Annotated in this window: 12 protein-coding genes; 7 read left to right on the top strand and 5 right to left on the bottom strand. The window is 73.2% G+C overall.

The window, feature by feature from the left end; all coding sequences use genetic code 11:
* Positions 1–168: 168 nt before the first annotated feature.
* Complete coding sequence (locus CO540_RS18995) at positions 169–1,737, bottom strand: LPXTG cell wall anchor domain-containing protein (protein WP_099163085.1); 1,569 nt, start codon at positions 1,735–1,737, stop codon at positions 169–171.
* A 168-nt stretch (positions 1,738–1,905) separates the two neighbouring features.
* On the opposite strand from CO540_RS18995, the gene CO540_RS18990 reads away from it, so the two are divergent.
* Positions 1,906–2,391, top strand: coding sequence for a SigE family RNA polymerase sigma factor (locus CO540_RS18990; RefSeq protein ID WP_099163084.1), 486 nt, complete (start codon positions 1,906–1,908; stop codon positions 2,389–2,391).
* Positions 2,388–3,440, top strand: a complete 1,053-nt coding sequence (locus CO540_RS18985) for an LCP family protein (RefSeq protein WP_099163083.1) — start codon at positions 2,388–2,390, stop codon at positions 3,438–3,440. The genes CO540_RS18990 and CO540_RS18985 overlap by 4 nt, the downstream gene beginning before the upstream one ends.
* On the opposite strand, the gene CO540_RS18980 is transcribed toward CO540_RS18985, so the two are convergent.
* Complete coding sequence (locus CO540_RS18980; protein WP_091565819.1) at positions 3,431–3,643, bottom strand: hypothetical protein; 213 nt, start codon at positions 3,641–3,643, stop codon at positions 3,431–3,433. The genes CO540_RS18985 and CO540_RS18980 overlap by 10 nt on opposite strands.
* 138 nt (positions 3,644–3,781) lie before the next feature.
* Here CO540_RS18980 and CO540_RS18975 point away from each other — a divergent pair, with 138 nt between their 5' ends.
* Positions 3,782–4,165: a phage holin family protein gene (locus CO540_RS18975; protein ID WP_091565815.1), complete on the top strand. Its 384-nt coding sequence runs from the start codon at positions 3,782–3,784 to the stop codon at positions 4,163–4,165.
* Between the two features lie 162 nt (positions 4,166–4,327).
* Positions 4,328–5,350: a class II fructose-bisphosphate aldolase gene (gene fbaA / locus CO540_RS18970; RefSeq protein WP_091565811.1), complete on the top strand. Its 1,023-nt coding sequence runs from the start codon at positions 4,328–4,330 to the stop codon at positions 5,348–5,350.
* A 99-nt stretch (positions 5,351–5,449) separates the two neighbouring features.
* On the opposite strand, the gene CO540_RS18965 is transcribed toward fbaA, so the two are convergent.
* On the bottom strand, positions 5,450–6,661 hold the full coding sequence (locus CO540_RS18965) for an LOG family protein (protein ID WP_099163082.1): 1,212 nt from the start codon (positions 6,659–6,661) through the stop codon (positions 5,450–5,452).
* A 261-nt stretch (positions 6,662–6,922) separates the two neighbouring features.
* Here CO540_RS18965 and CO540_RS18960 point away from each other — a divergent pair, with 261 nt between their 5' ends.
* Entirely contained in the window at positions 6,923–7,351 is a 429-nt protein-coding gene (locus tag CO540_RS18960; protein WP_091565804.1) for a DUF3151 domain-containing protein, read from the top strand.
* Positions 7,352–7,402: 51 nt separating this feature from the next.
* On the opposite strand, the gene CO540_RS18955 is transcribed toward CO540_RS18960, so the two are convergent.
* Positions 7,403–9,631: a chromosome partitioning protein gene (locus CO540_RS18955; protein WP_099163081.1), complete on the bottom strand. Its 2,229-nt coding sequence runs from the start codon at positions 9,629–9,631 to the stop codon at positions 7,403–7,405.
* A 75-nt stretch (positions 9,632–9,706) separates the two neighbouring features.
* Positions 9,707–10,705: a hypothetical protein gene (locus tag CO540_RS18950; protein ID WP_099163080.1), complete on the bottom strand. Its 999-nt coding sequence runs from the start codon at positions 10,703–10,705 to the stop codon at positions 9,707–9,709.
* Positions 10,706–10,826: 121 nt separating this feature from the next.
* Here CO540_RS18950 and CO540_RS18945 point away from each other — a divergent pair, with 121 nt between their 5' ends.
* Positions 10,827–12,116: an adenylosuccinate synthase gene (locus CO540_RS18945; RefSeq protein WP_091565793.1), complete on the top strand. Its 1,290-nt coding sequence runs from the start codon at positions 10,827–10,829 to the stop codon at positions 12,114–12,116.
* Positions 12,117–12,298: 182 nt separating this feature from the next.
* Positions 12,299–13,222: a type IV toxin-antitoxin system AbiEi family antitoxin domain-containing protein gene (locus CO540_RS18940; RefSeq protein ID WP_099163079.1), complete on the top strand. Its 924-nt coding sequence runs from the start codon at positions 12,299–12,301 to the stop codon at positions 13,220–13,222.
* Positions 13,223–13,239 lie beyond the last annotated feature (17 nt).

The raw sequence follows: 13,239 nt of genomic DNA, 5'->3' as shown, positions 1-13,239 counted from the left end.
CCGCTCCGGGCGGTCAGGCTTGATCCCTGCGCGGGTCGGGCTCCCCGGAAACCTGACGTGGTCACGCTCTTGCCGCCCGTGCTGCTTCGTGGTTCTTCTGTCGTGGTGCTCTGGATACGGCGGTGCCCCGCCGACCGGGTGGTCGGCGGGGCACCTCGGTGTGCTTGGTCAGGCGACGAAGCGGGTCTTGCGGCGGCGGGCCACCACGTAGCCGCCGAAGCCGGCGGCGAGCAGCAGCGCGCCGATGCCGGCGATCAGGCCGGTGGAGGAACCGGTGATCGGCAGCGTGCCGCCGTCACCGCCACCCTGGCCGCCGTCGCCACCCGGAGCGGCGTTCACCACGAGCTTCGCGGCGTCGTTGGCCTTGTTGGTGTCGTCCTGGAAGCCGTCGCACTCGCACTTGGCGTTGATGACCACGGCGCCGGTCGCGTTCGGGATCACCTTGTCGATGCGGAGGCCCAACTCGACGGTCTGCTCCTCGCCGGCCTTCAGGAAGATGCCCGTGTAGCAGCGGTAGGCCTTGGCGCCCGGGGTGCCCGGCTCCTCCCAGTCACCCTCGTTGTCCTTGAGCGGCACACAGTTGTCGGCCACCTCGACCGCGGTGGTCCCGGTCGGAACGGTGAAGTCGATCTTGGTGACGGACGATCCGCTCCGGCCGAAGTCGAGCGTGGCGGGACCGTTGTTGCGGACGCCCACGGTCGCCTTGACCACGTCGCCGGCCTTGCCGGTCACCGAGTCACCGATGGCGGCGAGGTCGACGCCGTTCTTCCCGGTGATCTTGACCTCCATGCCGGACCAGTTGTTCTCCGGGTTCGGGTCGGCCTGGAAGGACCGCGCCTGCACGGAGGACTGCTTGGTGAGCACCAGCGGCCCGTCGGTGCCCGGCTCGCCGACGGAGATGTCCCGGCTGTCCAGGTAGTCGACGAAGTCGTCGAACTCCGCGACCGTCATCCAGTTGTGGTACGCGTAGTCGGCGCCGGGGGCGTACGCGTCCTTGGCCACCGTGTAGGGCACGGTCGCCGCGAAGGTCTCGCCGGCCGCCACGGAGAGGTCGGGGAAGGTGCAGGTGCGCAGCCAGTCCTCGGCGTAGGTGCAGTTGCTGTAGTGCTTGCTGGTCCGGATGCCGTAGTCCTGGTCGAAGACCACCACGGCGCCCTTGGCGGTCGTCTCACCGGCGTTGCGCAGGGCGAGCGGCGCGGTGAAGGAGCCACCCGGGGCGGCGGTGCGGGTCACCTCGGGGCCGCCGGCGAGGTCGACGCTCTCGCCGACCTTCACCTTGGCGGTGTGGCTGGCCGAGGTCACGCCGTCGGCGCTGACCGTGACCTTGAGGTCGCCGGAGTCGCCGTCCTTCGCGCCGTCGACCGGCGCGATGTTGATGTTGAGCAGGCCGGCCATGCCCCACTCGTCGATACCGACCTCGAAGTGCTCCTGGCAGAGCAGGACGTTCTTCTCCGGGGTGGTGCAGTCGCCCGCGATCTCCGGGGTGATCTTCGCCTTGCCGGCGAGCCCGGAGTAGTCGTAGCGAACGGTCAGGTTGTTCACCACGACCGGCTCACTGGCGTAGATGTAGGGCGTCTCGACCTTGCCCTCACTGTCAAGGGCGACGGTGGTGTTCGGGAAGTAGAGCGCAAGCTGAACGGCCGGATCCGCGGCCGCGGCGGAGGTGGCGGAGGCGGCGACGAACGCGCCTGCGACGCCCAACCCGGCGAGCCAGCGCCGGGTGGAGTTGCTGAGCATGAGGGGGGTCCTCCCGTGGGGGTGATCAGGTGGAGCCCGTGGAGCTTAAAGATTCCTTAAGTCGACCCGCTGCCCCGGTCGGCGAACATTGACCGAACGGTTGATCACGGTTGCCGCAACGTTCCGGCCGCCCGTACCCGTCCACCAATCGGGACACCGGGAGGTGCAGTGACGTACGAGGAGTTCGCCGACGCGCGGCTGGGCGCCCTGCTGCGGTATGCGGTCATGCTGACCGGTGACCCGCACCAGGCCCAGGACCTGGTGCAGGAGACCATGGTCCGGGTCCAGCTGAACTGGCGCCGGGTGGCGCGCAGCGACGTGCCGGAACGGTACGTGCGCCGGATGCTGACCAACCAGTTCGTCGACTGGCGGCGCGGCTCGTGGGCCCGTCGGGTGCTGCTGCGCGGCGAGCCGGACGAGACGGTGCCGGCACCGGCGGACCACGCGCAGTCCGCGGTGGACCGGGACCAGGTCTGGACCTGGCTGTCCGGGCTGCCGCGCCGGCAGCGCGCGGCGCTGGTGCTGCGCTACTACGAGGACCTGCCCGACGCGGAGATCGCCGAGGTGCTCGGCTGCGCGGTCGGCACCGTCCGGTCCAGCATCTCGCGCGCCCTGGCCACCCTCCGAGCCGAACACGTGGAGGTCTGCTCATGACCGAGGACGAGCTGCGGGCGGCGTTCGCCCGCCACGAGGAGCTGGCCCCGCCGACCGGCCCGGTCCGCGCCGCCATCGACCAGGCGGTGGTGCGTCGCCGTCGCCGTCGTCGCCGGGTGCGCCTCGCCGGCACCGCGCTGGCGGTCACCGCGACGGCGCTGGTCGGGTTCACCGTGGTCGCGCCCCGGCCGCCGGCACCCGCCCCGCCGGCCGCCGCGCCGACGTCCATCCCCACGGGGGCGATGAACGTGCTGCTGCTCGGCGTCGACCAGGCGGGCCCGGACCGGCGGGCCGACTCGATCCTGCTGGTGCACGTGCCGGCCGACCGGAGCCGGATCTACCTCGTCTCCATCCCGCGCGACCTGCTGGTGCCCATGCCGGACGGGACCACCGGCAAGATCAACGCGACCTTCTCCCGGGCCGCCGCGTCGGGGGACCTGGCCGCCGGCTACCGGGCCACCCGCCAGGCGGTCACCCGGCTGACCGGGGTACGCGTCGACGCCGGCGCGGTGCTGACCTACGCCGCGACCCGCGAGCTGACCGACGAGGTCGGCGGCGTGCCGGTCTGCCTGCCGGCGCCGGTGCGCTCGGTGCACACCGACCGCCGGTTCCCGGCCGGCTGCCAGCGGCTCGACGGCACCCGGGCGGTGGACCTGCTCCGCCAGCGGTACGGCCTGCGCGAGGGCGGGCTGGACCGGGACCGCAACGCCACCCGGTACGCGGCCGGCCTGCTGCGGCAGGTGCGGGAGCGGGGCACACTGACCGACCCGGCGCGGCTCGGCCGGTTGGTCGGTGAGATCGGCCCGGGGCTGACCGTCGACACCGGTGGGACGTCCCTGCCGCTGCTGCTGTCGGTGGTCGCGCGGGCCGCCGCCGCCGAGCCGGTCGCGCTCGGCCTGCCGATCCGCTACGAGGACTGGACGGACCGCGGCTTCGAACAGCCGGACCCGACGCTCGCCCCGGGCTTCCTGGACGCGCTACGCACGGACCGGGTGGCCGGCTGGACCGCCGCCCACCCGGACCACGTCACGCCCCTGCGTCAGCGGTAGTCGTCCTCGTCGGCGGTGACCACCCGGGCCTGCTCCATCGCGTCCCAGTCGGCGACCTCCAGGCCCCGGTGCGGCTCGCCGTCGGTGTCGTCCGGGGTGGCCGAGGCGGCCTGCTCGACCGCGTCGGCCGGCTCCGCCTCGAGATCCCGCTCCTCCGGAGCGAGGTGGTCACTCGGGGCGAAGTCCTCGTCGGGCTGACCCATCGTCCCTCCCTGCGTCTCGTGCGGGCGTCTGCCACCACCACCGTACGGGCTGGTCCGGGCCTCCGCTCGGCGCCGGGCGGAACGGTGGAGTCGGCGATTGTCCCCTCCCCGGCGCGTGGCCCCTGCCAGGATGGTCCCGTGGGCTTCCTGATCCGACTGGCGATCACCGCGATCGCGTTGTGGGTCACCACGCTGATCGTGCCCGGGGTGGAGGTGACCGGCCGCAACGGTGGCACCACCGTGTTCACCCTGATCGTGGTGGCGCTCGTCTTCGGCGTGGTCAACGCCGTGCTCAAGCCGCTCATCAAGGTGTTCGGCTGCGTGTTCTACCTGCTCACGCTCGGTCTGTTCGCGCTCGTGGTGAACGCCCTGCTGTTCCTGCTCACCGACTGGATCGCCGGCCTGTTGAAGCTGCCCTTCCACGTGGACGGCTTCTGGGCCGCCTTCTGGGGGGCCATCGTGGTCGCCGTGGTGAGCTGGCTGATCAGCGTCGTCGTGCCGGACCGCCTGGAGGAGCGGTGAGCCGGCGCCGGGTCGGTTGTGCCCTGCCGGCGCTCCTACGGGATACTGCCCGCGGTGGACAGCGCGGTCCGGCGTACCCGTGGAAGTCAGCGGCCGGAACGGCCGCCTCCATGGAAGACAGCGGCCTGCACGGCCGAGAGCGGTAAGTAAGGAGCGTTCGACATGCCCATCGCTTCCCCCGAGGCTTACGCGGAGATGCTGGACCGGGCCAAGGCCGGCCGGTACGCGTACCCCGCGATCAACGTGACCTCCTCGCAGACGCTGAACGCGGCGCTCAAGGGCTTCGCCGACGCGGAGAGCGACGGCATCATCCAGGTCTCCACCGGCGGCGCGGAATACCTGTCCGGCCCGTCGATCAAGGACATGGTGACCGGCGCGAGCGCGTTCGCCGCGTACGCGCACGAGGTGGCCAAGAAGTACCCGGTGAACATCGCGCTGCACACCGACCACTGCCCGAAGGACAAGCTGGACAAGTTCGTCCGGCCGCTGATGGCGATCTCCCAGGAGCGCGTCAAGAACGGCCAGGAGCCGCTGTTCCAGTCGCACATGTGGGACGGCTCGGCCGTGCCGGTGGCGGAGAACCTGGAGATCGCCGAGCAGCTCCTCGCCGAGGCCGCCAAGGGCAAGATCGTCCTGGAGATCGAGGTCGGCGTCGTCGGTGGCGAGGAGGACGGCGTCGAGAACGCCATCAACGACAAGCTCTACACCACCGTCGAGGACGGCCTGGCCATGGTCGAGGCGCTGGGCCTGGGCGAGAAGGGCCGCTACATGGCGGCGCTGACCTTCGGCAACGTGCACGGCGTCTACAAGCCGGGCAACGTGAAGCTCCGCCCCGAGGTGCTCAAGCAGATCCAGGACGCGGTCGGTGCCAAGTACGGCAAGGAGAAGCCGCTCAGCCTGGTCTTCCACGGCGGTTCCGGCTCGCTGCTGTCGGAGATCCGGGAGGCGCTGGACTACGGCGTGGTGAAGATGAACATCGACACCGACACCCAGTACACGTTCTCCCGCCCGGTCGCGGACCACATGTTCCGCAACTACGACGGCGTGCTGAAGGTCGACGGCGAGGTCGGCAACAAGAAGATGTACGACCCGCGCGTCTGGGGCAAGGCCGCCGAGGCCGGCATGGCCGCCCGCGTGGTGGAGGCCTGCGAGCACCTGCGCTCCACCGGCACCACCATGAAGTGACACCCCTGATGTAAGGAAGGGCCCCTTCTTAACAGCTCGCTGTTAACAAGGGGCCCTTCCTCTACCGCAGGCGTTAACAAGGGGCCCTTCCTTGCACGGTCAGCGCACGAGCAGCGCGACGGCTTCGCGGACGTCGTCGGTGAGGTGGATCGTGTGCGACAGGTCGCCGAACGGGGAGGCGGCGAAGAGCGGCCGCAGCAGCGACTCGACCGGCAGCTCGGCGGTCCAGAACGCGCGGTCGAGGAAGACGTACGCCCCGCTCGCCCCGTCGGTGCCGTAGAACGTCTTGGTGGCCGCCTGGAACACCTCCTGCACCGTGCCGGCCCGGCCGGGCGCGAACACGATCCCGCCCCGGGCCAGGCGCAGGATGGTGTCCTCCCGGATGGCGTTGGAGAAGTACTTGGCGATCCGGCCCGCGAACAGGTTCGCCGGCTCGTGGCCGTACAGCCAGGTGGGGATGGCCAGCCCGCCGGACCGGGCCCACTCCGTGTCGGGCGCCGCCGGTCGGGGTGAGGGCAGCGACGGGCCGTCCGCGTACCGCTTGCGCACCGCCAGCGCCGCCGCCGTGTAGCGGTCGTGGTCGGTGAAGTCCGGCGCGACGGCGAGCAGGTCGATCGCGGCGGACAGCTCGTCCGCCGGCCAGGCGGCGAGGAACGCGCCCAGGTTCGCCGCCTCCATCACGCCCGGACCGCCGCCGGTCACCACCAGCCGGTCGGCCCGCGCCAGCTCCCAGCCCAGCACCGCCGCCATCCGGTACGCGACGCTGCCGCGCGGGACCGCGTGTCCGCCCATCACGCCCACCACCGACTGCGGGCCGTGCACGGCCAGCCAGGCGCGGGTGGCGTCGGCGAGCGCGTTGTCCACGCCGTGGTCGTGCAGCCGTTGGCCGAGCGCCTCCCGGACGTCCGGCAGGGCCCCGCCGTGCGCCCGGAAGTGCGCGTACACCCGGGTGTCGTACATCTGGGTGAACCCGCCCTCGGCGAAGCCGGCGGCCAGTTCGTCGGCCGTGTAGAGGTGGGACGGCTGGGTCGGGTAGGGCAGGCCGGAGAACGGCGGGACCACGTTGGCGCCGCGCCGGACCAGGTCGGCGCCCACCTCCCGGTCGGCGAACCGGCAGCCCACGAAGAGCGTGCCGGCGACGTCGACGGCGCGCAGGTCGGGGACCGGGTCCAGGTCGAGGCGGAGGCCCTGCACGGTCAGGCCGGCGAGGGTTCCCCCGGCCAGCCGCCGGTCGAACTCGGTGCGGGTCTGGACCTCGTCGACGTGAGGCGCGTGCGGCTCGATGACGTCCGCGGGTGGTGGGGTCGGCACCCGATCATCCTGCCCCGGGCGGGCAACGTCGCAAACCCGGGCGGTACGGACAGGAGCCCGGCGGGCACGCCGCCGGGCTCCTGCGTAACCGGGTCCTGGGGAGGCTCCGGATCTGTAGTTGTAGTGCAAGAACCACGCCGGCGGCATGGGCCGCGGGTACGTCCGCTCCCGCCGCAGGCGTGACGAAACCCTCAGCCGTTCAGCCACCCGACCCGCCCGACCCCCTCGCGCGCCCCAGGGCGAAGCGGGTTGAATGGGGCGATGCAGAACCTGTTGCCTGAGCCCCCGGCCACCCTGCTCCCGGCCGACGAGGAGGCCGACGCCACGCTGGCGACGGCGGTCGAGCAGGGCACCGACGAGGCGTACGCCGAGGTCGCGGCCCGCTTCCCGACCTACAGCGCGGCCTGGGGGGCGCTGGCCGGTCGCGCGCTCGCCGCGGGCCAGGTCGTCCCGGCGTACGCGTACGCCCGCACCGGCTACCACCGGGGCCTCGACCAGCTGCGTCGCAGCGGCTGGAAGGGGCACGGCCCGGTGCCCTGGTCGCACGCTCCGAACCAGGGCTTCCTGCGCTGCCTCTACGTGCTCTCCCGGGCCGCCGGCGAGATCGGCGAGGCGGATGAGGCCGCCCGTTGCGCCCAGTTCCTCCGCGACTGCGACCCGGCCGCCGGGGACGCGCTGGCCAGCGCCTGACCACTACCGCGACGGCCGGTCCCGACCCGGGCACCGGCCGTCGCGCCCGTCCTACAGCCCTTCCGCCACCGACGCGGCGATCTTCAACCAGGCGTCCCGCGTCGCGGAGGAGAGCTGGCCGTACCGCAGCGGCTCGCCGGTGTCGATGAGCCGCTCGTACGGCGCCAGCAGCACCGCCCGGGTACGTGCGGCGAAGTGCGCCTGGATGGCCGGCAGGTCGATCTCCTTGCGGGACGGCGGCATCGAGACCACCGTGACCGCCTGCCGGACCAACCGTTGCCGGCCGCTCTGCTCCAGGTGGTCGAGCATCCGGGCGGCGGTCTCGGCCGAGTCGTTCCGCGCCGACATGGTGACCACGAGCTGGTCGGTGGCGTCCATGGCGGCCTGCCAGTTCTGCGCCCGGACGTTGTTGCCGGTGTCCACGAAGATCAGCTTGTAGAAGCGGCTGACCACCTCGCGGATCTCGGCGAACGCGGCGGCGGTCAGCATCTCGCCGCCGGTCGCGGACTCGTCCGAGGCGAGCACGTCGAACATGCCCTCGCCCTGCGAGCGGACGTACTGCGACAGGTCGCCGACGCGACCGTGCGGACCCTGGAACTGGGCGAGGTCACGCAGCATGTCCCGGACCGTCCGGGCGTGGAAGTCCTGCTGCGCCCGCATGCCGAGGGTGCCCTGGGTCTCGTTGTTGTCCCAGGCCAGCACGTACCCGCCGCGCTTCTGGCCGAACGTCATGGCGAGCAGCAGGATGGCCACCGTCTTGCCGGCGCCGCCCTTGGGGTTGACCACGGTGACCTGGCGCAGTCCGCCGAAGTTGCGGCGGACCATCTCGATGTCCCGCTTCACCTCCTGCTCGTGGCGGCCGGGCGCGAGCCGGACCAGCCCCATCCGGTTCACCACCGCGCGTACCCCCATGGTGGCCACCGGGTCGACCGGTCGGGCCTGGCGGCGGCGGGCGAAGTCCTCGGCGGTCGGCGGCGCCGCCTGCTGCGGCGTCCAGCCCTGCTCCGGGTACGGCGGCTGCGGGGGCGCGCCGCCCGGGCCGGGAGCCGGCGGCGTGTGCGGCTGGACGGGTCCGGCCTGGTGCGGCGCTCCGGCCTGGTGTGGCGCTCCGGCCTGGTGTGGCGCTCCGGCCTGGTGCGGCGCTCCGGCCTGGTGTGGCCCGGGGCTCTGGTGCGGCGTGGGGTTCTGGTGCGGCCAGCCGGGCGGGTACCAGCCGGGCTGGCCGGGTTGCGGCGGGTACCCCGGCGGCGGGTAGGCGGCGCCGTTGCCGTAGGGCGGCTGCTGCATCGGTACGCCCGGCGACGGCGGGAACGGGCCGAGTCGGGGCGCGCCCTCCTCCGCGGACCCGCCCGGCCCGTCCGTCGACGGCGACGGGACCGGAGCCGAACCGGTGGCCGGCCAGGCGCTGACGGGCCCGGGGGGCACCGGCCCGGCGGTCGACGGTTCCGTGCCCGCGGGTCCGGGGCCGGGTCCGGGGCCGGGGCCGGGTGCGGGTCCGGGGCCCGGGGGTCCGGGGTTCGCGGGGTCAGGGCTCGCGGGGCCGGGATGCGCGGGGACCATGGCTGTCGGTCCGGGACCCGCGGTCGCCGGCCCGGGGTTCGGGGCTGCCGGTCCGCCGGCGGCGGTTGCGGTGTCGGCGGGGTTCGTCGGGCCGGCGGTCTCGGACGCGGCGCGCTGGGGCGGCTGCGCCCACGGGGACTCGGCCCGCCCGTTCACGGCCGCGTCGCTGTCGATCCCGGACACGGGCGCGCCGGGCAGCGCGTCGGTCCCGGAGGTGGGCGCGTCGGTCCCGGGCGCGGCGGGCGGCGCGTCGTCGGCCCCGGACGTGGGCGCGCCGGAACCGGGCACGGTCGGCGGCCCGTGGGTGGCCGCCGCCGTCGGGGCGTCGACGCGCGGCGCCGGCGGGGTGCCCGGGGCCGGCTGGTCGAGCGTGAACGGGAGGTCCAGGTCGACCGGCAGCGGGCGGGTCGCGTCGGGCACCGGGACGCCCGGCGGCGGCACCGGCTCCGCCGGGCGGGTCACCTCGGGTGCCGGGACGACCGGCGGCGGAACCGGCTCTACCGGGCGGGTCACCTCGGGCGCCGGGACGACCGGCGGCGGCGGCGGGGGAGCCTCGCCGAACGGGAGCGGCCAGGGCATGTTCGGCTGGACCGGTGCCGCCCAGGGCGGCGCGGTGACCACGCCGTCGGTCTCCTCGGGCGGCCAGAGCGGTTCGACGTCCCGCTCCGGCACCTGCGGTCGGCCCGGCACGTGTGCCGGGTCGTCGTTCTCGTGCACCACGGTTCCTCCCCATTCCCCCCCGCCGAGGATAGGCGGTCCGGTCAGCCGGGCCACCCGGGCGAGGATCGACCGGGGTCAGCCCGCCCAGACCGCCCAGGCGCCGGGCTCGGTCCACCAGGACCGCTTCCGGCTCAACTCGCCCTCGACACCGTCGTCGAGGAAGGGCACCTTCTCGTCGCGGGGCACGACCGCCACCGCCCGTCCCCGGGCCCGGCGTACCTCCAGCCGGACCTTCTTCCGGCCCAACGCGGACCGGGTCACCACGGGCACGGCCACGGCCACCGCCACCCGGCCGTCGGTCGGGTCCGGGTCGGCCAGCAGGTCCACCTCGCCGAGGCGCGCGTAGCCGCCGGCGTTCCCGATCGCGCAGGCCGTGATCGGCTCGCTGCCGTCGCTGAGCACCGTGCCGTCGACCTCGACGCGGGCCCGCCAGTGCAGCGGTCGGCCGGCGTCGTCGGCGGCGCCGAGCAGCGCGCCGTCCAGCGTCACCGAACCGCCGTCGTTGCGCAGCAGGTCCAGCCGGCGCGCCGTGCCGTCGAGCACCGCCGCCGCCACGGCCGCCGGGTCGCGCGGCAGCCCGAGCTGCGCGGCCAGGTCCCGCGCCGCGCCGGACCGGGCAGGGTCCAGCGGGAGTACGCCCACCGGGGGCAGGTCGGGCAGCGTCCGGTTCCCGGCCAGGTCCGCCGGGCGGCGGCTGGGCGGCGGGGCGTACCGGCGCACCATGCGGCGCAGCACGGCGCGCAACTGAGCGTCACTGGCCGTGGCCACCACCAGCCGGGTCTTGCCGTCCTGGTCGGGCCAGGTGAGGCCGTCGGGGCGGGCCGGGCCGTCCAGGCGGGCCAGCACCTCGTCGATCTCGGCGTCCGAGCGGGCGGTCGCCGTGGTCACCCGGGCACCGCGGGCGGTCAGCGCGTCCGCGCAGGCCAGCACCGGCACGCGGGGCGTCTCGCAGCGTTCCGGGTCGGTCGTGGCGACACCGTCGTCCGTGCCACCGCAGCAGGCCCCGCCACTGCCACAGCCTCCGCCGGGAGCGTCCCGCTCCGAGCCGAGGGTGAGCAGCACCACGTCGTACACGAAGGAGCCTCCTGCTTCTCGACGAACCCCTGCCGGTCCCGTCGTCACTACTTGTTAGCCTGACACCCCGGGCTCGCTGACCGGTCGCCGCCTGGCACCCGAGCCTTCTGGAGGCGAGAAGATGCCAGCGATCGTGCTCCTCGGCGCCCAGTGGGGCGACGAGGGCAAGGGCAAGGTTACCGACCTGCTGGGTGAGCGGGTCGACTACGTCGTGCGCTACTCCGGCGGCAACAACGCCGGCCACACGGTGATCACGCCGGACGGCCAGAAGTACGCGCTGCACCTGATGCCGTCCGGCGCGCTCTCGCCGAGCGCGATGATCGTCATCGGCAACGGCGTGGTCGTCGACCCGAAGGTGCTGCTGGAGGAGATCGACGGGCTCGCCGAGCGCGGCGTGGACGTCTCCCGGCTGCGCATCTCCGGCGACGCGCACCTGATCATGCCGCACCACCGGGCACTGGACCGGGTGGTCGAGCGCTACCTGGGCAGCTCCCGCATCGGCACCACCGGCCGGGGCATCGGCCCGGCGTACGGCGACAAGGTCGCCCGGATGGGCATCCGGCTCCAGGACCTGCTCGACCCGGGCATCCTGCGCAAGAAGCTGGAGCTGGCGCTCCGGGAGAAGAACCAGCTCCTCTTCAAGGTCTACAACCGCAAGGCGATCGACGTCGAGGAGACCGTCGAGGAATACCTGCGCTACGCCGAGCGGCTGCGGCCGTACATCGCGGAGACCCGGGTGATGCTCTGGGACGCGCTGGACCGCGGCGAGACCGTGCTGCTGGAGGGCGCCCAGGCCACCATGCTCGACATGGACCACGGCACCTATCCGTTCGTCACCTCGTCGAACCCCACCGCCGGCGGGGCGTGCGTGGGCGCGGGCATCCCGCCGACCGCGATCACCAAGGTCATCGCGGTGAGCAAGGCGTACACCACCCGGGTGGGCTCCGGTCCGTTCCCGACCGAGCTGTTCGACGAGAACGGGCAGCACCTGCGCAAGATCGGCCACGAGTACGGCACCACCACCGGCCGGGAGCGCCGCTGTGGCTGGTTCGACGCCGTGGTGGCCCGCTACGCGTGCCGCCTGAACGGCGTCACCGACCTGGTGGTCACCAAGCTGGACGTGCTGACCGGTCTGGCCAAGGTGCCGATCTGCGTCGGGTACGAGATCAACGGCGAGCGTTTCGACGACATGCCGATGACGCAGACCGACTTCCACCACGCCACGCCGATCTACGAAGAGCTCGACGGCTGGTGGGAGGACATCACCAAGGCGAGGACCGAGCAGGAACTCCCGGAGAACGCAAGGCGCTACATCGCCCGCATCGAGGAACTCACGGGCACCCGCGTGAGCGTGGTCGGAGTAGGCCCAGGCCGAGAAGAAAACGTCCTCCGCCACCCCCTCCTCCCCTAACCCACCCCCCCCCGGGGGCCCTCACCCCGCCATGTTGATCAAGGAGTTCACGTCGGATTCCGCGCGGTGTCAGACCTAAACTCCTTGATCAACGGATCGGGGTGGGGCCGGGTGGGCAGGGCTTTCCACAGGGTTGTCCACAGGGGTTTCGGGGGGTGGGCGGCCCGCGGGAATGTGCGCGGGTGGGTGAGTTCGACGAACTGAGGCGCGCGGTCGTCCGGCAGGGCGGGTTCGTGACGGCGGCGCAGGCTGTGCGGCTCGGCTTCAGCCGGGACCAGGTCCGTCACCTGGTCCGGTCCGGGCGCTGGATCCGCCTGTCGCGTGGCTGCTACCTGCCGATGGCAGATCCGCCGGGGGCCGCCCTGCGGCGCACCCGGATCCGCGCCACGGTCGCGAGCCTGGGTCCGGGCGCGGTGGCCGTGCTGGACACCGCCGCCGAGCTGCACGGCATCGGCGGCCTCCAATCGGCCGCGACCATCCACGTCTCCGTGCCGACCGCCCGTCCGCACGTGCAACGTCGGGCGGAGCCAGGGCTGGAGCTGCACCAGCTGAGGCTCGATGCGGCAGAGGTCTGCCGTGTCGACGGGGTGCCGACGACGTGTCCGGCCCGCACGGTCTCCGATCTCATCCTGCGCGTGAATCGGTATGCGGCCGTGTCTGTGCTCGACTCCGCTCTCAACCGGGGACTGCTGAGCGAGGCAGACCTGCCCATGGTGCTAGCGGGCGTCGCACGCCGCCGGGGCGCCGTTGCCGCGCGCGGGTATCTGGCTGAGGCGGACGGGCGGGCCCAGTCACCGTTGGAGACCCGCACCCGGCTCCGATGCGTCGACGGTGGTGTGCCGCCCGACGCCCTGCAACTGCAGGTCCGGGACGACGACGGTCACCTGCTGGGCATCGGGGACATCGCCTGGCGTGGTGCGCGGTTGATCGCGGAGGCCGATGGCCGGGTGCCGCATCTGACTCCGGACGCGGTATTCGCCGATCGGTTCCGACAGAACCGTCTCGTCAACGCCGGCTGGCGCATCCTGCGCTTCACCTGGGCCGACACTCTCCGCCCCGACTACATCCCGGCCACGGTCCGACAGGCCCTGCGCCGAGCCTGTTGACCAAGGAGTTCGCGTCG

Source organism: Micromonospora sp. WMMA2032, from assembly GCF_002688545.1.
GTDB lineage: Bacteria > Actinomycetota > Actinomycetes > Mycobacteriales > Micromonosporaceae > Micromonospora > Micromonospora sediminicola.
The sequence above is the reverse complement of the archived record's forward strand: the minus strand, read 5'-3'. Positions and strand labels throughout refer to the sequence as shown.